The sequence below is a fragment of the Pedosphaera parvula Ellin514 genome, assembly GCF_000172555.1.
GTDB lineage: Bacteria > Verrucomicrobiota > Verrucomicrobiia > Limisphaerales > Pedosphaeraceae > Pedosphaera.
Map to the genome: position 1 here is coordinate 89,417 of NZ_ABOX02000013.1, position 22,202 is coordinate 111,618.

The following is a 22,202-nucleotide window of genomic DNA, read 5'->3' on the forward strand; positions in this document are numbered from 1 at the left end:
CAGAATTCACTTCGCGACTGGGGAGTCTTGCAAAGATGCGGCTTCAACTCTTTTTAATAGAGTGCATTTAGGATCAAGCGTTCTGGCAAGGTCGGTAAACCTTTTACACTCTTCAAGGTTGCCACGTCGCTTCTCTGCAATCGCTATGTGGCAGGCATCGCCAGCCTTGGATTCGTTATCGGAATGTTTTTCCATGGCCTCTTTGAGCAACGCGATGCCTTCGTTCAGGCGGCCCATTTCCACAAGCACGGTTCCGCGGGTGCCTCGATAAGCCGGGACAAAGGGAAGTTCCACCAAAACCGCCTCGGAGAAGCGATCGGCTTCCTTGATTAGTGCTTCGCCGCCAAGAAAAGAGTTCGCATAGGCAATGTTATTGAGCATGAGACAGCGGTAGTTTGCGGGAAGATTGGGACGATTTAATACGTCCAGAAAGACATCGCGGGCTTCCGTGAACCGTTCAGCGGCGAGCAGCGTTGCGCCCAGACAAGAGAGGAGGGGGAGATTGTCAGGATAAAGATTAAGTCCTGTGTGCAAGATTTCATAAGCCTTGCCAAAGTTTTTTTCCTGAAGAGCCTTTTGGCCTTCGGCATTATAATAACCCAGTGGTTTTAGAGCAATTTCGTTATCGGATAGATGCAAGGTTTTCCAGATGCTGAGCCCGTCATTTGGAATGTCTCCGAAAACTGTGTGGATGCGGCGCGGCCACAGGTTGAAAGTAAATAGGAATAGATTGGCGAGCAGGAACATGCTGGCTGGCTGGATGCCGCCCATGACGTTGAAATTGAGGGCCTGTTCAGGGAATAACAGCAGGGTCACGCCAGCAAGCAGGAGGTTTGCCAGCGGGCCCGCAAAGATTGCCAGCAGTTCCTTCCGACGGTAGGCAAAAGTTGTCCGGTGCGCCCAGATGGCGAAACCACCGAAGGGAATAGAGTTGAATTGAAGGTTGAAGCCACAGAAGGACCTTTCATAAACGGTGGCGCCCAAGCCGATGATCACATGATAAACACGGCACCCGCAGGCCTGCGCGGCGAAAGCATGGCCGAATTCGTGCGGCAAAGTTGTCGGGATCATCAAAACGTAAAAGAGGAGCAGATTTAGCAGAAACATTCCGAATGTTTTATCTGCGGGCAACCAAAGAAATAGTAGAGAGATAATTCCGCACATCGCATAGGCCGCGAGGGTGCGTTTATAGGCTCCCTTTGTGACTTCCAGCCAACATTCCGGGCAACGGCGCAGGACGCGGCTACTGTGCGGAACTTCAATGCGATAGAAAGCTCCCTCGATGGAGGTTTCAGTGCCGCAGCGATCGCACTTGATGGACATGAGTGATGGAAATGCGATTTTAAGCGGGTTTGAACGGAAACTCCACGATGTGGGAGGAAAACTCACCTTCGCCAGTGCGAAGAATTAATTCCGAGCCGATCTGGTTTGCTTCCTTGCGGACGTAGCCGAGAGCGAAGTTGCCGTTGAGCTTGGAGGAGGAAACGGCGCTGGTGATGTAGCCGACTTCCTTGCCGTCGTGGAACAGTTTGTCGCCTTTTGCTGGCAGGGTTTTAAGTTTGTCATCGAGTCGCAGGCCGCGGAGGGCTTTGGCGACCTGCCCGTAAGTGCGAATGCGGGCGATGACTTCCTGGCCGATGTAACAACCTTTGGAATAGCTGATGGCGCGCGCCTCGATGGCTTCGGGGGCGAGATTGGTTTCATCCATGTCGGCACCGAAGCGTGGCAGGCCGGCTTCGATGCGGGCACGCTCCAACGCTGTCCAACCGCCTGCGGAGCCGCCTTGTTGTTTGGCCGCCGCGATGAGCTTATCGGCTACCGCGCCGAGTGCAGGCGTGGGCACGAAGAGGTCGAAACCAACTCCGCCGGTTCGCGGGTGGTTCATCAAATAGATTTCGCCGAGGTTTGGGTTGTTGATCGAGGTTAACGTGAGCGGTTGGGCGGGAATTTCCAAGTCGAGTCCCAGACTGCGAATCGCAGCTTCCGATTTCGGACCTTGAATGCTGAGTTGTCCATAAGCGGCAGCGACATCAATGATCTGAACATCATCGGCAATGATATATTTCTCGAGGCGTTCGGAGACAACTTTGGTCAAGCCGGGTTCGAAGTCGAGGAGTAGTTCATCCTTCAAGGCATAGATGTTGAGGTCGCTCTGCAATTTGCCTTTGGCTGTTACCAGCGCGGCATAACAGCCTGTGCCTGTGCGCAAGCCTTGAACATTATTGGTAACCTGCCCGTGCAGGAAGCGCACGCGATCGGCACCGGTGAGGCATATGCGGCTCCGAAAACTGAGATCCAGCACGGCGGCGCTTTCATGCAGCGCGCGGTATTCAGAAACAGGATCGCCATAATGGTCGACCACTTCCATGCCGCTTACTTCTGTGAAGACAGCGTTTAGTCCGTGATGAAATTCATGTAAAGCCAGTGCTTCCATAAAGTGAATGTAAGGGTTCAGGGGAGTGGCCGCACAGAAAATTTTAGAGGATGACCATTCCGGTGTTCGGATCGAAGAAGTGTGCGTGATGCAGATCGAAGAGGAAATTGGCAGATTGGCCAGGGGACGCGGAGCTGGCAGCAGCGGTGCGTACGGTGAAGGAAGTTGCGCCGAGTTTGGCGTAGAGATAGGTTTCCGCACCCATCGATTCGGCTAGTTCGATTGTGGCAGAGACAATCCAATTGGTATTAGCTCCAGACGCAGGAGTTGCGTAACTAATATGCTCGGGACGAATGGCGAGAATAACTTCTTTGCCGATGCGGGTTTGTAAGCGATCCTCCAAGGCGCGGTCGAGGTTGAGAGTGATGTCTTGGGCGGTGTCGAATTGGAAGGAGAGTCCTTGAGCATCCCGGAGAATTCTTCCTTGAAAAATATTGATCGCAGGAGAGCCAATGAAGTTCGCGACAAACAAATTTGCCGGTTGGTTGTAGATGGTTGCCGGTTGGTCCACCTGTTGGAGAACGCCCTGTTTCATGACGGCGATGCGGTCGCCGAGGGCCATGGCTTCACTTTGATCGTGGGTGACGAATATCATCGTGCTGCCAAGCTGAGTGTGGAGCTTGTGAAGCTCCTTGCGCATCTGAAGGCGCATGGGGGCGTCGAGATTGGAGAGTGGTTCGTCGAAGAGGAAAACCTTTGGCTTGCGCACGATAGCGCGGCCAAGCGCGACCCGTTGACGTTGGCCACCGGAAAGAGCTTCGGGCAGGCGATTGAGGCAATCCTTAATATCAAGCATCTCTGCTGCCTCGCGAACACGTTGGCCGATTTCCTTTTTGGGAAGCTTACGCACTTGCAAGCCGAACGCCATGTTCTCGTAGGCGGTCATGTGCGGGTAGAGCGCGAAAGTTTGAAACACCATGGCCAGGTCGCGATCCTTCGGCGGAACGGTGTTGATGACTCTGCCGTCGATCGAAATGTTGCCGGTGGAAATTTCATCAAGGCCGGCAATCAGTCGGAGAGTGGTGGTCTTACCGCAGCCGGAAGGGCCGACGAGCACGAGAAACTCGCGGTCTTCAACTGTCAGATTGAGGTTGTTTACCGCCGAAATGGCTTCACCTTTGGGACCCTTGAAGGTCTTGCCCAGGTTTTCGATGACAACGCGTGCCATGCCACATTTTTATTGGGCGCCAATGGAATGTCGAGATTGTCTTTAAGCGCGGGGGAAAGATATTTTGGCGTGAAAAGTAGATTGATGGAAGTAAAACTTTTCGACCTTACATAGGCCATTGCATCTTTGTTTCAGAATGGTAATGTCCCTGACTCATAATTAATTGAGTTTTGAAGATTATCTAAAGAACAAGAGATACCATGAATCTGGATACGCTTTATTCTGAACTGACATTAAAAAACAAAGCCAAGCTAGTGCTGCTGGTGATGGATGGACTTGGCGACCTGGCCACTAAGGGGCAGGGGCATCTAACACCTCTCGAAGCGGCAAAGACTCCCAATCTAGACGCTCTGGCGAAGGACGCAGCACAAGGCCGCATGATCCCCGTAGCTCCCGGCATCACTCCCGGCAGTGGACCTGGGCATCTGGCGCTCTTTGGCTACGATCCGCTTGAGTTTCAAGTGGGCCGCGGTGTGATCGAGGCCCTTGGGCTTGGAATTGAACTCAAGGCTGGCGACGTTGCTGCGCGGGCCAATTTCTGCACGCTGGATGGCAAAGGCATCGTGACGGATCGTCGTGCGGGAAGAATTGAAACCGCTGTTTGTGAAGAGCTGTGCGAATTACTTTCCAAAAAAATCAAAAAGATCGGCACCACCGAAGTCATCATCAAAGCGGGCAAGGGCCATCGCTTTGTGGTGGTGTTCCGCGGCAAAGGTCTGGAAGGCCCACTGACCGATGCCGATCCGCATCACGAAGGGGCGCCGATTCCTTCTGCTGTGCCAGTGAATAAAAAATCGGCCAAGGCCAAAAAGGCAGCCGATCTGGTGAAGCAATTCTATAAATTGGCGTTGCCGATCATCGCCAAAAAACATCCTGCGAATGGTTTCCTCATGCGCGGTATCGCGCACCAGCCGCACATTCCCACTTTCGAAGAGCGTTATTTGCTCAAGCCCGCATGCATCGCTGTCTATCCCATGTACAAGGGTTTGGCTCAATTGGTTGGCATGACCAAGCTGGAGGGAACGCAGACCATCGCTGAGCAATTCGAGCGTTGTGTCGCGGAATACGACAACTACGACTACTTCTTCATCCATTATAAATACACTGATATGTACGGCGAAGATGGAAACTTTGATGCCAAGAAAAAAGCCATTGAAGAATTCGATGCTGCCTTGCCAATACTGTTGAAGAAGAACCCTGACGTGCTGGCCATCACAGGAGATCACTCCACTCCGTGCGCCGCAAAAGGTCATTCATGGCATCCGCAGCCGGTGTTGCTCTCCTCGGAATTGTCCGGCTGGGACAAGCTGGAACGCTTTACTGAAACGGGTGCCAATGGTGGATCGCTCGGAATTTTTGAAGCGAAATTTTTGATGCGCTTAATGCAGGCGAATGCAAAAATGTTCGACAAGTTCGGCGCTTAAAAACGTTCCTCGTTGAAAAAAAATATCGCCTTCATGTAAAAAAAAGATTGCACGAAGGCGAAAATTATTTTTGATTGATGAAAATAGTACTGGTCAGGTGTGAAATTTATGTCTTAATCAAATCAATGAATCAAACCACTAACTGATCGGAGGTGAGTTTCGTGGCTGCTAAGAAAAAAGCAAAGAAAGCTGTTAAGAAAAAAAAGTAACGTTCAAATGAAATGCCAGGATGGAAAACCTGGTCCGTGTGACAGGTTTCCCATCCTGGTTGTCTGACCTCCCGGTTCTTCGCCCCATGGCAACCATCGTATTTGATATCGAGACTTCTGCAGTGCCGCTGGAAAACTTTGATGAAGTACAGCAGGAATATCTCTTTCGCGAATTGGAAAAAATCGAAGATGAAGTCCAGCGTGAAAACCGGCGCGCTGAAATTCTTCGCCAGTTCAGTCTCTGGCCGTTTACTGCACAGGTGGTGTGCATTGCCATGTTAAATGTCGATACGGTGCGGGGCCAGGTGTTGTTTACGGCTGATGACTATGATGAAGATGAGGTCCAGGCCGGTCCCGTGGAATTTGTTCCCTGCGTGGATGAAGTCGAATTGCTGACTGCCTTTTGGGATGTGGCTCAGCATTATGATTCAGTGGTCACATTTAATGGGCGCGGTTTTGATGTTCCCTTCCTGTACCTGCGCTCGGCAGCGTTAAACGTCCCTATCACGCGCAAGAACTGGCTGGGATATCGTTATGCGGTCGAGCCTCATTGTGACCTTGCAGAACAACTTACTTTTTATGGTGTGAGCGGTCGCGAGGGGGCGGCGCGGCGGTTTAATCTGGATTTTTATTGCAAGATTTTCGGGATCGAATCACCCAAGAGCCATGGCGTCACCGGCATGGATGTCAGCAACATGATGGCTGAGGGGCGTTATCGGGAAATAGCAGAGTATTGCCTGCGTGACGTGCATGCCACGGTTCTTCTCTACCGTATTTGGAAAGAGCGCCTGGCCGGCATCAAGTAACTGGTCCATCATTCATATCCTCGTGGGTTCATCGTCTTCAATAGATCCAGCAGCGCGGGTGCTGGTATGTTTTGCAGTAAAGGAAGAAGCAAAATTCTTTGTCACTACTCAATGCGAGCGCATTATTACTGGAATGGGAGTGAGGAACGCGACCAAGGGTATTGAGGGTGCCTTATCGAAAAACAAACCAGACCTGGTTTTGACCACCGGTTTCGCAGGAGGGCTTAATCCCAGACTTAAGACCGGCTCAGTTGTCTTTGAGGAGGATGAGGATGCCGGTTTACGCTCTCTACTGACAGGATTGAATGCAACTCCGGTACGCTTCCACTGTGCTGACAGAGTGGCTGTCACCTCGGCGGAGAAGAAGGCGCTTTGGGTCGCCACTGGAGCCGATGTGGTGGAAATGGAATCATCGATCATTCGCAAGGTCTGTCGCGCGCAAAAGATTCCCAGCGCTACCATCAGAGTGATCTCCGATGCCGCTGATGAAGACCTGCCGCTGGACTTCAATGCCTTGATGACCCCTGACGAGCGTATTGATTTTGGAAAGCTTGCCTGGAAGTTGATGTGCGGCCCACAAAAAATTCCGCAGTTGATGCAGTTTCAGAAGCGCACGATTGCCGCCGCGCGCAATTTGGCGGATGTGCTGGAGAAGCTATTGTTGGCCCGACGACGTTGAAGTGGCCGAGGAAGCAGGTTGCTGCTTTTTGGATTCCTGCAATTTCTCGCTATAGGTAATCAAGCCTGCACCAATGACAATCAGGCAGACGCCGCCCCACCGCAATGGTGAAACGTGTTCGCCCAAAACAAATTTCGCCGCGATGGTTGTGAACACGAATCCCAACGCCGTGAGTGGCCAGATAAAGCTGACATCCCCGCCTTTGGACATCAAAACCAAAAGGCAGCCAAAGAAGAGCGCCTCAAAAAATACTCCCAAAATAATGTTGCCGTTGGTAATGCCACGCTTAATCACGCGCAGCACTTCCTGCACGGAAATTTTTTCAACGTCGCCGACCTGTTTGAGACCTTTGTTGAGATAAACAACGCCGACGGCTTCCAGTGTCAGACCAATCAGCAAGATAAAGATTAATTTGGTTACGCTCACGTTATAAATCCTGATAGCGAATCAATTGAATGCCGAGTTGGGTCACCAGTTCCTTTACCTTGGGGCTGATGAGGGCCTCATATTCGTTCCTAAATTCGTCGAGAGAAGGGTGGGAGTAAAGCTCCGAATCTCCTTTGGGCAAGTGAGGCAGAAGCTTCGTCAAGTAACGTTCGTCCACCTTCGCGTTCTGAAGCAGGCCGAACACTTTATGCGTGTGGCGAATGCCACGTTTTTGCAGGTGTGGGCGTGCGCGACCGGAAAGGCAAAGATAAATAAAGGCGTGACTGCCCCGGTAAAGCCATTGGCCGGAGACCAGTTTTGCGTTCAGCCGAAAAGGGTCGCGTGTAAGCCGCAGTCGCTCAATCCCAAGCTCCTTCGCGTCTTCCATGAGAATGCGGAAAACGGTTGGATGCAGATGCATGTGCAAATGGCCGTTCACATGATCCATGACCAGGCCCGTGGCTCGAAAGCGCTTAAACTGCTCGTGAATCTCGGCGCGCAATTGTTCGTGCAGGCTGCGTCTGCTAAAATAACGGAAGCCAACAGCGGCAGGTTCATTCCCAAACTCGGCTTTTTCATTCACCAGACCGGGAATTTTCTCCGGTGTTAGGGCTGAGCGACCACACAGGAGGGATAAGTGCAAGCCCACACCGAGACGTGGGTTCTCCCTGGCCAGGGCAACGGCTTCATCGCAGGCTGGTTCATTCACCATCAAGCTGCCCGTGGTAAGAATGCCTTCGCGGTGAGCGTGGATGACAGCCTGATTGATGGAGTGGGAGCGCCCGAAGTCATCTGCGTTGACTATCAAACGCCTGGCGTTCTCAAGGCGTGCCATAATTCGGGGTCATCAGGCCGGAGGTGACGCGGAAGCCCGTGCGAAGAATTAAAAGGATCTTCTGCCATTTGCTGAGCCTGGTTGGCTGGGGACCAAACACATCAAACTCCTGGCGTTCCAGTTTTTTAAGCAGCCGCCAGTAAACTGATCCCATTAGTTCGGCAGCAACCATGGATCGGCGATCGACTTTTGGCAAAGTGATGCGGGCCTGGTGATAAAAGTAACGGGCACGCTGATCCACGCTTTCGGCCAGTTTGAAAAACCTCCCGGAATACTCGAACCGGAGGATTTCCTCTTCAGACACATTAAACTTTTTTAATTCCGAAAGCGGCAGGTAAATGCGGCCGCGTTCAGCATCCGAACGGACATCCCGCAGAATGTTTGTCAATTGCAGCGCCTTCCCGAGATAGATGGCATAATCGCGGCAGGCTTTGTCCTGATACCCAAAGATCTCAATGCTCAACAGGCCGACCACGGAAGCGACGCGATAGCAGTACTGTTCCAAGGCCTCGTAATCCGGATAGCGCTTGATATCCAGATCCATCTCGACGCCTTTGATTAACTCATCGAACAGTCCAAAGGCGAGGTGACACTGTTGAATGACGGGTTGGAGCTCCCGATTAACGAGGAACTCAGGTGTTTGATTATTGCAGGCGCGCTGGATGTCTGTGCGCCAGGCTGAAAGCCGTGTCCGGCGTTCAGGCGTCGGCACGGATTCATCATCCGCCACGTCATCGACTTCCCGACAGAAGGCGTAGAGAGCTGACATCCCGTCACGTTTAGCTTTGGGCAACAGAATAAAAGCCAATGCCAGATTGGAAGCGCTCTTTTGCGTGATCGTCCGACTTTCTTGCATGATTCAATCAGGACGAATAGGGCGTGGTGGAGTTTTGCTGCTCGTCTCGCAACGGAGGCAGTCCGTGGGTTTGTGCGAGAGTCGGATTAAACGAGCGTTGAGGGTGGCTGCTGCGGCGCACCCTCCGCTTCTTCGTGGCTGGTGGAACGGGTTCTGCCATGCCGCTTTTCTGTCCATTCTGACCCCGTGAGTGCGAACGATGTTGATGCTGGTGTCCGCGTGATGGTTTTCGAAAATATAGGATCCAAACCAAACACAAGAGTACTACACACAGAAGTCCGGCAAAAATCGACAGCGTCTCCTTCAATTCCGGTGTCAGGTCACTGAAGGCTCCGTTGAGGGAGGCCAGGAAGAAGATTCCAGATGTCATGGAGTGGCGTCCTTTCCAATATGTGCGGTGGGCTCCTCTTCGGTATCGGTGCCCGTGCCGATGTTCAGGCGCTGCATGCGGTAGCGCAGGGCATGGCGGCTGATTTTGAGCTGCTCTGCACTCTTGGTAAGGCTGTAATGATTTTGCTCAAGAACGTGCGCAATGAGGTCCTTTTCGAAATCAAACATCATCTCGTCAAGCGACTGATTGCCGATTGTCTTCGCCGGAGGCGCGGCCTTGCGCAAGCCGGTTTCGATGTCGAAATTGGGCAGACTTTGTGGCTGAATCTCAGTCGTGGTTTCGAGGATTAACGCGCGCTCAATTACATTGCGCAACTCCCGAACATTGCCTGGCCAATGATGGGACAACAGTTTCTGCTGCGCCATCTTGGCGAACTTTTTGACCGGCTTTTTAATGGTATGTCCGAAATGCTTTAAAAAGTGCTCGGCCAACAAAAGCACATCCTGGCCGCGTTCACGCAATGGCGGCAGGCGAAACTGCAATACATTCAGCCGATGAAACAGATCCTCCCGGAATTCGTTTTGACGAATGGCCTCAATGATGTCGCGATTGGTGGCAGCAATCAAACGCACATCGACCCTGAGTTCCTGGGTGCCTCCAACCCTGGTAAAAAGTGCCGTCCTCAAGGAAGCGAAGCAACTTCGCCTGCAACGGCCGGCTCATATCCGCGATTTCATCCAGAAAGATCGTTCCGCCGTCGGCTTCTTCCACCCGTCCGGCCTTCTGTTTCAAAGCTCCCGTGAAGGCTCCCTTTTCGTGGCCGAAGAGTTCGCTTTCCAAAAGAGTTTCCGGAATGGCCGCGCAGTTGATGCGAATATAATTTGCACTGGAACGCTGGCTAAGGCAGTGCATCGCCCCGGCCACAAGTTCCTTGCCGGTGCCGCTTTCGCCTAGAACCAGCACCCGGGCATCGGTGGGGGCGAACGTTTGAATCATCTGCCGCATGTCACGGACGCCCTGTGAATCGCCCACAATCTGCTCCAACTGATAAGTTTCATTGGCGCGCGCCCGGAGCGTGGCGTTTTGATGCATCAAACGATGCCGTTCAGAGCAACGGGCCACCGCATGCAACAACTCCTCGGGCGCAAATGGCTTGGCGAGGTAATCAAAAGCTCCGGCTTTGATGGCTTCGACGGCCAGCTTGGGCGTGGCATAAGCCGTGATCATCAGAATCGGCAATTCAGGCCAGCGGGCATGAACCTTGCCGATTAATTCGTAGCCGCTTATTCCGCCGAGACGGGCATCCGTGATTACTAAAAGGAATTCCTCTTGTGCCAGCACGTTCAAGGCTTCTTCGGCGGATTCCACTGGGCGCACAGCATAACCTTCGTCGGAAAGGACAGTCTTCAACGAAAGACGCATGTTCTTTTCGTCATCCACGACGAGCACTGGTGGCAGCGAGGTACTCATTTACTTATACTTATCTTATAAACGTTCTGGCTGGAAATAATAGGATGAACCGTGCTCCCTTTCCAAGCTTTGATTCGATGCGGATCGTTCCTCCGTACAGGTCCACATTATGTTTTACGATGGCCAATCCCAGTCCCGTGCCCTTCTCCTTGTTCGTATAGTAGGCTTCGAAAACCTGGTTTACTTTGTCCGCCGGAATGCCTGGGCCGCTATCTCCCACCACTATCTCGACCTCATTGCCGGTTTGGGAATGAACGCTGATTGCGAGGTGTCCCGAACCATTCATGGCTTCCCGCGCATTTTGGAGCAGGTTGACCAAAATAACCGATAAGTGGCTCCGCTGCATCATCAATGCCGGCAGGTCATCGCCATAGTCCCGCTCCACGTTGATGGCGTAATTGGCGCCCATGGGCAGAACTTCATGGATTGCCTTGTCCAACTCTTCTGCCACATTTAACTTTTCAACCCGCCCTTCGCTTAACTGAGCATAGCCCATTAATTGCGTGATAATCCGGTCTGATCGTTCAATTTCCTCCCTGATGATTTCAATTTGTTGCGAGACATCCCGTTTGCCCTCTTTGATGCCGCGTTGAAGCGAATAGGCGGCGTTATTAATGATTCCCAATGGGTTTTTAAGTTGATGCGCGATTTCCGCCGCCAGACGCCCGGCCGCCTTCAGTTCGCTATTGCGCGCCATGGCCTCCCGGGCCTCCTGTTCTGCCTGCCGATCACGGAAGGCAAGCAATTGGACCCCGTAACAGGAAAAAGTCATCAACCACAGAATGATTAGACGCAGAAGAAACGGCTCCGTGGTTGGCTCGGGAGTAATTGTTTCCGACGCAAAATTCCCATTAGCCATGAATTGAGATTGAGCAGGATGAGCAGGAACTTTCTTGGTCAGCATCGGTGATGGCAACGGAGTTGAGGTGAGATCGCTGTCACTAATATTTACATTCAGTAACCCGACACCCAGGTAGAACACGCTCAGGCTCAGGTTCAAAACGATTTGCGGCGTGGCCAACGGAATGCTGATGGCATTGATAATAATCAAACCGGGAAACATCCAAAACAAATTGCTATCAAAGCCGCCTGTCTCCAGCGTCAAACCCGCCAGCAACAGACCATCGAAAAGCCCCGTTGTGAACACCAGCCACTGCACCAACCCCGCGGGAAAACGTTTCAGCAATAGCAGTATGGCGGCCATGGCGTTGAAGATCAGGTAAAAGATGAAGAAGTGTTGAATCGTCTCCAGGATTTTTTCCCGTGGCGTTCCAGGCTGTGGCAACCAGCGCGAGTAGAACAGGTAGTAAAAAACAATGGCCGTAACCACCAACCGGGTGGGCAGCACGATGTTGCGTTGCACCGCCAGAATGCGCGATGCCTGCGTTGCCGGTTCCGGCAGCGGCATCGCCAGCAATCTCGGCAACCACTCCGTCTTGCGCCAGTTCGTAAAGTTTATAGCCAATCGCCAGGTCTCCTCATGCGGGGTCAATTAATTCATCCATTCTACTGCCAGCTCACCAGTTCCACGGCCCGATGCACAATTGCCTCCACCGGCCAGAGCCTGCCCACCCCCTCATAACCGCACGACAACATCCCTTCCTCCGGCCCGATGAACTCCACCATACGCCGCTTCAATGTTTCCACATTCGCCTGCGTCGCCGGATGCAACCACATCTTGCCGTTCATGGCCGGCGCTACGAGTACCTTCGCTTTCGGATTCAACGCCAGTGCGATGCAACTCAGCGCATCATCCGCCAGGCCATGCGCCAGCTTGGCGATGGTGTTGGCCGTCGCCGGAGCGATCAACAGCAAATCAGCCTCATCCGCCAGCTTGATGTGCGTCGGCTTCCAACCTTCCTCCTCATCATAGAGGTCCGTTACCACCGGATTGCGCGACAACGTCTTGAACGCCAGCGGCGTGATGAACCGCAACGCGTCCGCGGTCATCACCACCTGCACCGAGCAATTCTGCTTGGTCAACTGGCTCGTTAACTCCGCCGCTTTGTAGGCGGCGATCGATCCCGTCACACCCAGAACAATGTTTCGCGTTGCGCTCATGAAATTTTCTCTCTTTATCGCGATCCTAATATTAATCCTTAACGTTTCCTTTATGCAAAGCTAAAGAACCGCCCAAACGGCTCTCATAATTCGCATCAAATTTTATTTTTGAACTGTCGTTAACTGCCCTTGATCGCCATTTCCCGTCCGAATCCTGGCGCAAACTCCGCGCCCTTCGGGATACCCAACTGCTCCAACCCCTTTCACCCCCATCTTCCTCCCGATCCCAGTCTCTTTTTGTACTCTCATCCTCCCACTTTACCGAACTCCTTGGACACAGACTGTCCAGCCGTATAAGTCCGGATGCGATTGGCAAGCGTCTCCCAAGGCAATCTGCACTAAAGGCTTGCAAGGGTACCGTCGCCCAAATTCCTAAACCACCAAAAATAGTTTTACCTCTCCCGTCAGGAGCCTTTCAAAAGCATGGCTCCTCATATGTTTCTCACAACCTTCGTCATTGACGTTCTTCCTGACTGTGGTCATCCTCCGGTCGCTTTTAAGTAGTTGTCGAGTAACGAACTGCATACTGGAGGTAACCCAAGCCGCCGAATGAACACTCAAATCAAATCCACGCTCACTCTTCAACCCTTTCTAGCATTGGCTGCGCTGGTGCTGAGTTGGGCGGTTATTCCTGCGGCCCAGGCTGCTTCGTGGTCAACCAACAGCCTAATGAACAGTGCCCACAATTGGCATACCGCCACCCTCCTGCCCAACGGCAAGGTGTTAGTTGCTGGCGGTTCTACCAACTACGGGATCGGATATGACCCTACCGGCGTCGCCGAACTGTTTGATCCCGCCACCGGATTGTGGACTGCCACAAGTTCAATGATTCATGCGCGCGAATTGCACACCGCTACCTTGCTGCCCAGCGGCAAGGTGCTCGTGGCAGGTGGCTCCATCAACACCCCGCCTTATGAGTTTTCCAGTGCTGAGCTTTTTGATCCAGCCACCGGGACGTGGTCGCCGACCAGTTCCATGAATTTCACACACGACGGTCACACGGCCACTTTGCTGCTGGACGGCCGGGTGCTCATCGCCGCAGGCTACGGTGACACTGGGAGTTTTACTGACGCGGAGCTTTATGAACCCTCCAACCAAACATGGACAGCCACCGGCAAGCTCCACGTCCCACGTCAGGTGCATTCTGCGACGCTGCTGGCCAATGGCAAGGTGCTGGTTGCAGGAGGCACGGATCCGCAAGGAATTCCCATTGCCGACGTGGAACTGTATGATCCAGCCACCGGAGCATGGACACTCGGCAACCCATTAACCCTCCCACGAGCTGATTTCACTGCTACATTGCTCCCGGATGGCAAGGTGCTGGTTGCGGGTGGTTACGATAGCGACGGGTACACCACCAGCGCGGAATTATACGATCCTGTCAGTGGTGCATGGACATTGACCGCGCCCATGAATGCGGCCCGTTTAAGTCACACAGCCAATCTATTGCCCAATGGCAAAGTTCTCATCAGCGGGGGCGATATCTGGTCTCCTTCGACGTCGGAATTATACGACCCGGTAACGCAGTCATGGACAAACTCGGCCACTTTAAGCATGCGACGTTTTGATCATTCCGCAACTTTGCTCGCCAACGGCCAGGTGCTGGTGGCAGGAGGTCACTATGATCTCGGAGACTTTTTGTCCAGTTCCGAGGTTTATGATCCTGCCGCTGATCCGGCGACCGGCTCATGGACGAACACCAGTCCCCTGAGCGTCGATCGGGAATATCACACAGCAACCTTGCTCCCCAGTGGAAATGTGCTCGTTGCCGGCGGGTGGAGTGACTATGGCATCCCACTCGCAAACGTGGATGTATACAATCCGGCTTCCAGGACATGGACTGCAACCCAGCCGTTCAATACCGCCCGCTTGAGCCATACTGCCACTCTATTGCCGAACGGCAATGTGCTCGTGTCCGGCGGCATCGATAACTCATACAGCGGAGTTGCGAGCACTGAGTTATTTGATGCGGCCAGCGAGACATGGACGAACTCAGGCTCCCTGAATGCAGAACGCTGGACTCACACCGCGACTCTCCTCCCCAATGGGTTGGTGCTTGTTGCCGGAGGCGCCAACGGCACCAACTTTCTTTCCAGCGCCGAGCTCTACAATCCATCCACTGGAGTCTGGACTCTGACAGGGGCGCTCAACATTGGTCGGCAGATTCACACCGCAACCTTATTGAAAAATGGGCAAGTGCTGGTGGCAGGTGGCTATGTGGGAGGATATTCTCTTTCCAGCGCGGAGCTATATAATCCGGCGACCGCGGCATGGATTTTGACCGGCAACTTGAACGTCTCACGCCATTCACATACTGCGACTTTGCTGCCGAACGGGAAGGTTTTGATTTTCGGAGGGTTGCATGACAATACTTCCCTTTCCAGTGCGGAATTGTATGACCCAACCACGGGCAAATGGACCCTGACCGGTTCGCTGGGCACAGGCCGACACGAGCACTGTGCCACCCTGCTGCCTAACGGGAAGGTAATTGCCTCCGGAGGCTTGGACCAGGACAAGAACCCCCTTTCCAGTGCCGAGCTATACGATCCAGCAACCGGAATCTGGCTGCCAACAGGCGGGCTGGACACGCCGCTTGCTTCTCACACCGCCACTCTCTTGCTCGACGGCAAGTTGCTGGTTACAGGTGGACTAAGTTTATCCAACAGCCTTCTTGTGAACGCGGCTCTGTACGATGTCGGGTTGGGCTTCTCCAACTCCTGGCAACCGCAAATTGCCTCGATCACATCCAACCTCAATTTGGGAGGCACTCTCGCCCTCACTGGTTCCGGGTTTCGCGGCATTTCAGAAGGTTCAGGTGGCAATGGTTCTCAAGCTTCGGCGGGCGATCATCCTCTCGTACAACTGCGGAGCATCGAAAGCGGGCAATCCACCTTCCTGCTGACCACGAACTGGTCGACGAATATTTTCAATTCTGCGCCAGTATATGGTTTCCCTCCGGGCTATGCGCTGGTCACGGTCTTCGTCAACGGCATTCCCGGCACCAGCAGCGTTGTGAACGTCAGCGTGCCAGTCCCCGTCGCGACGAGGCTGACCTGCGCCCAGCAAGGGACCAATGGCTTCCAGTTCACTTTCACCAACACGGTAGGAGCATTCTTCGGCGTGCTGACCACCACCGACCCCGCGCTGCCATTGACCAATTGGGCGACGTTTGGCGGCGTGACCGAAGTTTCACCCGGCCATTTCCAATTCACGGATGCGCAGGCGACGAACAGTCCGCAACGCTTTTACCGCTTGCGCTCACCCTAACCCGGGCGGTATCCAATACCTCGAACCTTTTTCGTGCCACCGCATATTCTCGCTAACCAACGCGATCAATCTAGGCACGCGTAAATTCCATCGCCTGGAGCAACCTTGATTTTCGCTGATACCGAATACCCGATTGAAAAGCTGTGAAGGCTAATCCCTTCATTCAGGTTTGCACAGCAAGAGCCCCCGGAGCGCCGGTTTCCAAACCGGCTTACGATGAAGCATCCACGAAAATCTCCATTTCCACCACTCCTGCAATCCCACGCCTTCCTGGTTCGTGGCTGTAAGTCGCATCGGATTGGGAACGGCTGGGGAGGATTTTGCTTTGAAATACGACGGCTGGTTCGGATATTAGAAGCCGGTGTCGTTGATAATAAACCACTACCGATTGTCGCAAACCGTTAAATTAAACGGTTCAATATACGAACCAGAGGTTACATATCAAATAGTCAGACGGCGTTAGGTCACCACACCATGAGACTCAAAATTGATCTTCCGACAACTTGGTCACAGCAGAAGAGCCCGAACGGCCCTGCGACCTTCTGTCGCGAGGCCAGCACGAACGCGTTTCAGGTTTCTTGGGCCGAGTATCGCGGCGGGAAGCCACTGCCGGAAATCACGGCTGACAGTTTGAAGCAGATGGCGACCAACTTCGGACGAAAGAACGGGTTTGGGCAGATGGCTAAGCCATCCGGTGGCGCTTGTAGATTCGGCAGCTTCGGGACGGCAGTCTTTAGTTCCGTAGAGCACCCCCGTATTCAGATATGGTTTATCAGCGACGGTCGCGAGCACATCATGGCCACGCACATTTGCGTCAGCGAGCCAGAGTCGAGCGAGGTCGCCGAGGTGGAGCAGATTGCGAGTAGTCTGGAACTTGGCCCTGAACAGCCAGCAAAACCGAAGTGGAAGTTTTGGTGATTGAGTATGACCATGCCGTCTAACCATGCGTCCTTCGAACGCGACCCTTACCCGCCGCGGAATCTTAACGGTTTCAACTTTTTCCACACCTTCCTTAGACGATGCCTTCTAGCGCAGACCACCCGTGACATAGAGCGTCTCGCCAGTCATCCAACTCGAGTCCGGTGAAGCCAGAAAAACGACCGCAGGCGCGATGTCCTGTGGCTGGCCGATGCGGCCCAGCGGGATGGACTGAGTCAAAGTCTGGAATCGTTCAATCAGTCCCGCTGAATGCGTTCCCTCAGTTTCAATCGGGCCGGGATTGACTGAGTTCACGCGGATTTTGCGCGCCCCGAGTTCCTTCGCAAAGGTACGGGTGAGTCCGTCAACGGCCGATTTGGTCGCGTTGTAAACCGCAGTGCCCGCAGGTGACAGCGTGCTGACGACGGAACTCGTGTTTACAATACTCCCACCCTCCGCACCGAAGTATTTTAGTGCTTCCTGTGTCGCAAGAATGAGGCCGAGGACATTGAGGTTGAAGTGACGGTGAAAGTGTTCCTCAGTGATCTGCCCAAGCGGAGCCGGCTCATAGATGCCCGCGTTGTTCACGAGCACGTCGATCTTGCCGAACGCCTTCTTCGCCTCGGCGAAGAGCTTTTCAATCTCCGCCTGCTTGGCGACATTGGCCTGCACCGCAATTGCCTTACCACCTTTTTTAACAATTTCGCCGACCACCTTATCCGCGCCCTCCTTGCTGGATGAATAGTTGACGACCACTGCCGCGCCCTCAGCCGCGAGTACTTTGGAGATCGCGGCCCCGATGCCTTTGGAGGCACCGGTGACCACGGCTACTTTGCCTGTGAGTTTATTCATATGCGTTGACAAGTTTTTCGTTTGTTTGGAACGGAATGCTTTTGTGTTAACCCTTGAAGAATGCCAGGAGGTCTTCATTGACCCGGTCCTTAAGCGTCGTGCACATGCCGTGCGGTGCTCCCTTGTAAACCTTGAGCACCGCATTCTTGACCAATTTTGAAGACTGCATTGCTGCCGCGCCGATCGGCACGATCTGATCGTCGTCCCCATGCAGGACCAATGTCGGCACGTCGAACTTCTTCAAGTCCTCGGTCATATCCGTCTCGGAAAAGGCCTTGATGCAAAAGTACGAAGCTGGAAAACTGGCCATTATCCCCTGGAGCCAGAATGACTCGCGCACCCCTTCTGAAATTTTTGCACCCGGACGGTTGTAGCCATAGAATGGCATGCTGAGGTCCTTCCAGAACTGCGAACGGTCCGCAACGACGGCAGCGCGAAGCTGGTCAAACGCCTCGATGGGCGTGCCAGCGGGGTTGGCAGCCGTCTTCAGCATCAGCGGCGGCACCGCGCCGATCAATACTGCCTTCGCCACGCGCTTCGTGCCGTGACGGCCAATGAAACGTGCAACTTCGCCGCCGCCGGTGGAGTGGCCGACATGAATTGCATTCTTTAAGTCAAGCTTTTCGACCAGCTCCGCGAGGTCATCGGCGTACGTGTCCATGTCGTTGCCTTGCCAAGGCTGGCTTGAGCGCCCATGGCCGCGGCGGTCATGCGCGATGCAGCGGTAGCCACGGGAGGCCAGAAAAAACATCTGATCCTCAAAGGCATCCGCACTCAGCGGCCAGCCATGACTGAAAACAATAGGCTGCCCTGTACCCCAGTCCTTGTAGTAAATTTGTGTGCCGTCTTTGGTTGTAATCGTATTCATGGATTTCTTTTCTTTCTTCTTTTTGTGTTTCGTTTATGTGAGCGGAAGATTGGTTTCAGCGATCAACGTCGCAACTGGCAGGCTGATTGCAGCCGCCATTCCAGCGCCGATAATGAGAAATTGGCATTGCGCCGCGCCAACGCACGGCGGAATCTTATCGAGACAGTGATCTGGCAACCTTCCCATGGCATTTCCAAAGTTCATTCTATTGGCCCTTAAAGCAAGTGTTCTTCATTTTTAGAACGCGTTGTTTATTTGCCTTCGCGGCATTGCACAGCCGTGCAATGCGGCCCAACATGCAGTAAAGCGAGAATTTAGGAAGAAAAGGCCAACGGCAGTTGATGAAATTGGTCGAACCGTTTACTTGCTGCTGATTTCGTGGAAAAGCCGCTTCGCTCACAGGCGACTGTCTCGCGTCAGGCTGTAACAGCAAGACCTTAAGTTCTGATGGATTTGACTTGTGATCTTCCGACAAGGAATGTGAGAAAGGGAAGTCAGACCTCCCGGATGTAACCCTCGCGGTAGGGTCTGTTTATAACAACGCTTAATACGATTATGATTCGTACCAAACGAAGAAATCTGGCCGCACGCCGAACTGCGGGCAGGAGGATACGCAGCAAAACCTCAGGAGCCGTCCCAGCTTTTTTGTTCGATCTGGATGGAACGCTGGTGGATAGCGTTTATCAACATGTCCTCGCCTGGCGCGAAGCTCTGGAGGATTCAGGCATCGAAGTTTCCGTCTGGCGCATTCATCGAAGGATTGGAATGAGCGGCGGCCTCTTTGTGAATGCTCTTTCACGCGAAACCGATCGCACACTGTCAAAGGAACAGGCAGATAAGATCAAGCGCGTGCATGCCGAAGCTTACGCGCGCATGATCGGACAGGTTCGACCGCTTCCCGGCGCCCGCGAACTGCTCGATCACCTCTCACGGGCCGGAATTCCCTGGGCCATCGCCACCAGCGGCCGCATGGAGAGCGCCGGTCTGGCATTGAAAATCCTCGGCGTGGACCCGCGCAGGGCGACCGTGATTACCAGAGACATGGTCCAACATGCCAAACCCAATCCTGATCTCTTCCTCGCCGCTGCCAAACGCTTGGGCGTGAATATCCACACTTCGATCGTTGTGGGTGACAGCGTCTGGGACCTGCTCGCCGCCCGTCTGGCAAACAGTCTCGGGGTGGGTCTGCTTTCAGGAGGCTATGGTGAGGACGAACTTGAAAAAGCGGGTGCCTACCGGGTTTATCAAGACCCGGCAGATATGTTGCAGCACTTGGATGAGATCGGTGTCAGGGCCATCTTTGCGGAGTAAGCATCAGCAACCGGGAGAGTAATTAAATGGTGGGGCGAGGCTCCGTCGAACCCTGACAAAGCCCGAGACTTCAATCAATCTTGCCCCTCCACCCGCGTACGCAACCCACACTCATATCCAACTCCAGACTGCAAGTTGTCCACCCCTTTAGGTCCCTTTAGGGTGCTCCGATCCCTCATCCCTTTTAACTGGTCACTACTTCAAAATCGTCTGGAAAACATTTGCCGTCTTTTCGTCAGAGACTTCTGACGTGACTTATATTCCACCCGCTCTACCATCCCTGCCAACTATGAGGTCAAATCCTGAGGCATTGCCTTTCTGCCAGCGCGGCATCGTTCAGTTGTTCATGCTGTCTCTTCTCTTTCTGTCAGCTCCTATACATGCCGATACCCCGCCAGTGAACGCTGAGCTTTCTGTTCTCGGCAGGCAGGTCTTGAAGTTGTTGCAGATCCACGATGCCGAGCAATTCTCCACGAACGTTGCTGCTTCCTTGCAAGACTGGCGCAAGGTGCAATCCGCCAGTACCATGGTGACGAAGGAGAATCCGCTGAATCCCGCATTCGAGAAGCATTTGGAGCGGCAGCGCATGGTGATTGCCGAAAGCGCCCGCATCGTGCTCGCCCAGGCAAAGCGCCTCGGCCTGGATTCCGCACAGGTGCATTTCACCTTCAAAGAAGCGCGCTCTTCGCAGGCCGGCACCACTCGCAATCCCTTAATACAAGCGGAAGGGGAGGACCTGTCTTATCTGGATCAAGCCATCATCGTGTTGACAGCCGAGCCCGCTGGCGGTGTTCAGACGAACTCTTCTTTGCCCGGTCAATACGAACTGTGCCTGGCCCATGTGGCGAAATTCCCCGGGGGTTGGCGCGTGGATCAGGGCATTCGCTGGCTACGATTCCCTGCCGGGGTTGCAGATGCAGAGATGACTCATGAACTCGACCTCTTGACCAAAATTGATAAACACAAGTCCATCAGCGGCTCCGATGACCCTGCCATGGCCGCACTGGGAGAGTCCATCGCGCGATTTATCCAGCAGAAGGACGAGAAAAGTTTCATTTCGCAAGCCATCCGCTCCAGGGATGAAATATGGGCGGATTTCATGAAGACGCATGCCTCTGAAAAGCCCGCTCCAAATCGCAAGGAACTTGAAGCGGATTGGCAGCCTTGGCGGGATGGAATTACGGAGTCAGCCCGCGGCCTGCTGGCTCAATTGGATCAATACGGCATCGATTTCACCGGGGCAAAACTCAGCGTGAAGCGCTCTGAAGTCGAGCATGCCTACCAGTATTCTTCCTTCGGAAAATTGGAGGACACGGACGGCTATCCCTTCAAGGTTGCTTTTACCGTTGAATCCGACCAGAAGTCCAAGACTGGCAGGCCGATTGCCGGAGAATACGTGGTGATGGCCAAGCGCACCAAACGTACCGACAAGCGGTGGGTCTTGGAGGGAGATTTCTGGTGGTCCAAATTCCCGGCCGGAGTGCTCGACGAAGCACAACAAAAGGAATTGGAGTATGAAAACTATGCCCAACTAAAGGGCTCCCTGCCGCCGGGTGCCGATGCCCCCAACGTCGAGTTTGTGCGCGTGGATAATCAGAACAAACTCAAACTCTCCGATTTTCACGGCAAGGTGCTCGTGTTGGATATCTGGGCTACCTGGTGCGGTCCGTGCCAGGAACCAATGGCCAAATTGCAGCTATTGGCGAGCAAGCACCCCGAATGGAAGGGCAAGGTCGAAGTCGCGTCGCTGAGCATTGACGATGACCTCGCGACTGCTCAAAAACATCTCAATAAGCGTGATTGGACCAACAGTTTCAATCTTTGGGCCGGACCGGGCGGCTACAAGTCAATTCCCGCCAAGGGGTTTCGTCTGTATGGAGTTCCCACCCTCTATGTCATCAATACCGAAGGCAAGGTCGTCACTGCCGGGCATCCCGAAATCTTGCAGACCGAAACGTTGGTTGAGATGCAACTCAATAAGGCAAAAGATCTAACGCCCACTCCCGCAGAAACCCACTAATCAGCCGCTCTAATTTTGTTGGTAATCATCACCAACTTAGCCTGTCTCCGGGGTTCCGAGAGAAGTGGAATTTGTCCATTATGCGGACATCGCGTCTCGATTTGGGATTCACCCCGTCCCCTGACATGTTAAAAACGCCAGTAAACTCGAAGGTATAACAATTGCTTATTAATCCTGGGCCGGACATCGCTGCTGGTCCGGATAATTGAAATATTATGTACCCGATTGTTATATCCTCTGTTGTTGCCGTCCTTTCATTGGTCGGTT

General features: G+C 53.5%; 21 protein-coding genes. 7 read left to right on the forward strand and 14 right to left on the reverse strand.

Annotation, left to right across the window (positions count from 1 at the left end):
- Positions 1 to 6 precede the first annotated feature (6 nt).
- From CFLAV_RS12505 to CFLAV_RS12515, 3 genes are read right to left on the reverse strand one after another with little or no spacing between them, the layout of a single operon-like run.
- A complete protein-coding gene (locus CFLAV_RS12505) occupies positions 7 to 1,323 on the reverse strand; it encodes a M50 family metallopeptidase (protein ID WP_007415098.1) in 1,317 nt (438 codons plus the stop codon).
- Positions 1,324 to 1,342: 19 nt separating this feature from the next.
- The gene (gene ygfZ / locus CFLAV_RS12510) at positions 1,343 to 2,434 is read right to left on the reverse strand and encodes a CAF17-like 4Fe-4S cluster assembly/insertion protein YgfZ (RefSeq protein ID WP_007415099.1); all 1,092 of its coding nucleotides are present in this window, start codon (positions 2,432 to 2,434) and stop codon (positions 1,343 to 1,345) included.
- A 43-nt stretch (positions 2,435 to 2,477) separates the two neighbouring features.
- On the reverse strand, positions 2,478 to 3,602 hold the full coding sequence (locus CFLAV_RS12515) for an ABC transporter ATP-binding protein (protein WP_007415100.1): 1,125 nt from the start codon (positions 3,600 to 3,602) through the stop codon (positions 2,478 to 2,480).
- Between the two features lie 200 nt (positions 3,603 to 3,802).
- Here CFLAV_RS12515 and CFLAV_RS12520 point away from each other — a divergent pair, with 200 nt between their 5' ends.
- The 3 genes from CFLAV_RS12520 to CFLAV_RS12530 all read left to right on the forward strand — a co-directional run bounded on the left by CFLAV_RS12520 (position 3,803) and on the right by CFLAV_RS12530 (position 6,720).
- Positions 3,803 to 5,026: a 2,3-bisphosphoglycerate-independent phosphoglycerate mutase gene (locus CFLAV_RS12520; protein ID WP_007415101.1), complete on the forward strand. Its 1,224-nt coding sequence runs from the start codon at positions 3,803 to 3,805 to the stop codon at positions 5,024 to 5,026.
- A 229-nt stretch (positions 5,027 to 5,255) separates the two neighbouring features.
- Positions 5,256 to 6,041: a 3'-5' exonuclease gene (locus tag CFLAV_RS12525; protein WP_007415102.1), complete on the forward strand. Its 786-nt coding sequence runs from the start codon at positions 5,256 to 5,258 to the stop codon at positions 6,039 to 6,041.
- A 22-nt stretch (positions 6,042 to 6,063) separates the two neighbouring features.
- Positions 6,064 to 6,720: a phosphorylase family protein gene (locus CFLAV_RS12530; protein WP_160164569.1), complete on the forward strand. Its 657-nt coding sequence runs from the start codon at positions 6,064 to 6,066 to the stop codon at positions 6,718 to 6,720.
- Here the strand turns inward: CFLAV_RS12530 and CFLAV_RS12535 are convergent.
- From CFLAV_RS12535 to CFLAV_RS12565, 8 genes are all read right to left on the reverse strand, one after another.
- Positions 6,697 to 7,146: a DMT family transporter gene (locus tag CFLAV_RS12535; protein ID WP_007415104.1), complete on the reverse strand. Its 450-nt coding sequence runs from the start codon at positions 7,144 to 7,146 to the stop codon at positions 6,697 to 6,699. The genes CFLAV_RS12530 and CFLAV_RS12535 overlap by 24 nt on opposite strands.
- Before the next feature lies 1 nt (position 7,147).
- On the reverse strand, positions 7,148 to 7,981 hold the full coding sequence (hpnK, locus tag CFLAV_RS12540) for a hopanoid biosynthesis-associated protein HpnK (RefSeq protein ID WP_007415105.1): 834 nt from the start codon (positions 7,979 to 7,981) through the stop codon (positions 7,148 to 7,150).
- On the reverse strand, positions 7,968 to 8,837 hold the full coding sequence (gene hpnD / locus CFLAV_RS12545) for a presqualene diphosphate synthase HpnD (RefSeq protein WP_007415106.1): 870 nt from the start codon (positions 8,835 to 8,837) through the stop codon (positions 7,968 to 7,970). Before hpnD ends, hpnK begins: the two co-directional genes overlap by 14 nt.
- A 7-nt stretch (positions 8,838 to 8,844) precedes the next feature.
- Entirely contained in the window at positions 8,845 to 8,997 is a 153-nt protein-coding gene (locus tag CFLAV_RS35505) for a hypothetical protein (protein ID WP_160164570.1), read from the reverse strand.
- A 206-nt stretch (positions 8,998 to 9,203) separates the two neighbouring features.
- The gene (locus CFLAV_RS36110; RefSeq protein ID WP_007415108.1) at positions 9,204 to 9,800 is read right to left on the reverse strand and encodes an AAA-type ATPase lid domain-containing protein; all 597 of its coding nucleotides are present in this window, start codon (positions 9,798 to 9,800) and stop codon (positions 9,204 to 9,206) included.
- Positions 9,763 to 10,638, reverse strand: a complete 876-nt coding sequence (locus CFLAV_RS36115) for a sigma-54-dependent transcriptional regulator (RefSeq protein ID WP_007415109.1) — start codon at positions 10,636 to 10,638, stop codon at positions 9,763 to 9,765. Before CFLAV_RS36115 ends, CFLAV_RS36110 begins: the two co-directional genes overlap by 38 nt.
- A 10-nt stretch (positions 10,639 to 10,648) precedes the next feature.
- On the reverse strand, positions 10,649 to 12,103 hold the full coding sequence (locus tag CFLAV_RS12560) for a sensor histidine kinase (RefSeq protein ID WP_150107391.1): 1,455 nt from the start codon (positions 12,101 to 12,103) through the stop codon (positions 10,649 to 10,651).
- A gap of 41 nt (positions 12,104 to 12,144) precedes the next feature.
- Positions 12,145 to 12,699, reverse strand: a complete 555-nt coding sequence (locus tag CFLAV_RS12565) for a flavoprotein (RefSeq protein WP_007415111.1) — start codon at positions 12,697 to 12,699, stop codon at positions 12,145 to 12,147.
- Positions 12,700 to 13,248: 549 nt separating this feature from the next.
- Here CFLAV_RS12565 and CFLAV_RS12570 point away from each other — a divergent pair.
- Together CFLAV_RS12570 and CFLAV_RS12575 are read left to right on the forward strand one after the other, a co-directional pair.
- Positions 13,249 to 15,966: a Kelch repeat-containing protein gene (locus CFLAV_RS12570; protein ID WP_007415112.1), complete on the forward strand. Its 2,718-nt coding sequence runs from the start codon at positions 13,249 to 13,251 to the stop codon at positions 15,964 to 15,966.
- Between the two features lie 474 nt (positions 15,967 to 16,440).
- Positions 16,441 to 16,884: a hypothetical protein gene (locus CFLAV_RS12575; RefSeq protein WP_007415113.1), complete on the forward strand. Its 444-nt coding sequence runs from the start codon at positions 16,441 to 16,443 to the stop codon at positions 16,882 to 16,884.
- Between the two features lie 108 nt (positions 16,885 to 16,992).
- On the opposite strand, the gene CFLAV_RS12580 is transcribed toward CFLAV_RS12575, so the two are convergent.
- Genes CFLAV_RS12580 through CFLAV_RS35510 form a run of 3 tightly spaced genes read right to left on the reverse strand, consistent with a single transcriptional unit; the run spans position 16,993 to position 18,808 of the window.
- On the reverse strand, positions 16,993 to 17,736 hold the full coding sequence (locus tag CFLAV_RS12580; RefSeq protein WP_040548385.1) for an SDR family NAD(P)-dependent oxidoreductase: 744 nt from the start codon (positions 17,734 to 17,736) through the stop codon (positions 16,993 to 16,995).
- A gap of 46 nt (positions 17,737 to 17,782) precedes the next feature.
- Complete coding sequence (locus tag CFLAV_RS12585; protein WP_007415115.1) at positions 17,783 to 18,604, reverse strand: alpha/beta fold hydrolase; 822 nt, start codon at positions 18,602 to 18,604, stop codon at positions 17,783 to 17,785.
- A gap of 33 nt (positions 18,605 to 18,637) precedes the next feature.
- Complete coding sequence (locus CFLAV_RS35510; protein WP_007415116.1) at positions 18,638 to 18,808, reverse strand: hypothetical protein; 171 nt, start codon at positions 18,806 to 18,808, stop codon at positions 18,638 to 18,640.
- Between the two features lie 351 nt (positions 18,809 to 19,159).
- On the opposite strand from CFLAV_RS35510, the gene CFLAV_RS12595 reads away from it, so the two are divergent.
- Positions 19,160 to 19,915, forward strand: a complete 756-nt coding sequence (locus tag CFLAV_RS12595; RefSeq protein WP_007415117.1) for an HAD family hydrolase — start codon at positions 19,160 to 19,162, stop codon at positions 19,913 to 19,915.
- Positions 19,916 to 20,204: 289 nt separating this feature from the next.
- On the forward strand, positions 20,205 to 21,935 hold the full coding sequence (locus CFLAV_RS12600; protein WP_007415118.1) for a TlpA family protein disulfide reductase: 1,731 nt from the start codon (positions 20,205 to 20,207) through the stop codon (positions 21,933 to 21,935).
- Positions 21,936 to 22,202 lie beyond the last annotated feature (267 nt).

What these genes read in the sequence shown, in the direction of transcription:
- ygfZ (WP_007415099.1), bottom strand. Translation starts at nt 2,434, where the DNA reads ATGGAAGCACTGGCTTTACATGAATTTCATCACGGACTAAACGCTGTC.
- CFLAV_RS12520 (WP_007415101.1), top strand. Translation starts at nt 3,803, where the DNA reads ATGAATCTGGATACGCTTTATTCTGAACTGACATTAAAAAACAAAGCC.
- CFLAV_RS35505 (WP_160164570.1), bottom strand. Translation starts at nt 8,997, where the DNA reads ATGGCAGAACCCGTTCCACCAGCCACGAAGAAGCGGAGGGTGCGCCGC.
- CFLAV_RS12575 (WP_007415113.1), top strand. Translation starts at nt 16,441, where the DNA reads ATGAGACTCAAAATTGATCTTCCGACAACTTGGTCACAGCAGAAGAGC.
- CFLAV_RS12595 (WP_007415117.1), top strand. Translation starts at nt 19,160, where the DNA reads ATGATTCGTACCAAACGAAGAAATCTGGCCGCACGCCGAACTGCGGGC.
- hpnK (WP_007415105.1), bottom strand. Translation starts at nt 7,981, where the DNA reads ATGGCACGCCTTGAGAACGCCAGGCGTTTGATAGTCAACGCAGATGAC.
- CFLAV_RS12580 (WP_040548385.1), bottom strand. Translation starts at nt 17,736, where the DNA reads ATGAATAAACTCACAGGCAAAGTAGCCGTGGTCACCGGTGCCTCCAAA.
- CFLAV_RS12585 (WP_007415115.1), bottom strand. Translation starts at nt 18,604, where the DNA reads ATGAATACGATTACAACCAAAGACGGCACACAAATTTACTACAAGGAC.
- CFLAV_RS12570 (WP_007415112.1), top strand. Translation starts at nt 13,249, where the DNA reads ATGAACACTCAAATCAAATCCACGCTCACTCTTCAACCCTTTCTAGCA.
- CFLAV_RS36115 (WP_007415109.1), bottom strand. Translation starts at nt 10,638, where the DNA reads ATGAGTACCTCGCTGCCACCAGTGCTCGTCGTGGATGACGAAAAGAAC.
- CFLAV_RS12600 (WP_007415118.1), top strand. Translation starts at nt 20,205, where the DNA reads ATGAGGTCAAATCCTGAGGCATTGCCTTTCTGCCAGCGCGGCATCGTT.
- CFLAV_RS12525 (WP_007415102.1), top strand. Translation starts at nt 5,256, where the DNA reads ATGGAAAACCTGGTCCGTGTGACAGGTTTCCCATCCTGGTTGTCTGAC.
- CFLAV_RS12565 (WP_007415111.1), bottom strand. Translation starts at nt 12,699, where the DNA reads ATGAGCGCAACGCGAAACATTGTTCTGGGTGTGACGGGATCGATCGCC.
- CFLAV_RS35510 (WP_007415116.1), bottom strand. Translation starts at nt 18,808, where the DNA reads ATGAACTTTGGAAATGCCATGGGAAGGTTGCCAGATCACTGTCTCGAT.
- CFLAV_RS12505 (WP_007415098.1), bottom strand. Translation starts at nt 1,323, where the DNA reads ATGTCCATCAAGTGCGATCGCTGCGGCACTGAAACCTCCATCGAGGGA.
- hpnD (WP_007415106.1), bottom strand. Translation starts at nt 8,837, where the DNA reads ATGCAAGAAAGTCGGACGATCACGCAAAAGAGCGCTTCCAATCTGGCA.
- CFLAV_RS12515 (WP_007415100.1), bottom strand. Translation starts at nt 3,602, where the DNA reads ATGGCACGCGTTGTCATCGAAAACCTGGGCAAGACCTTCAAGGGTCCC.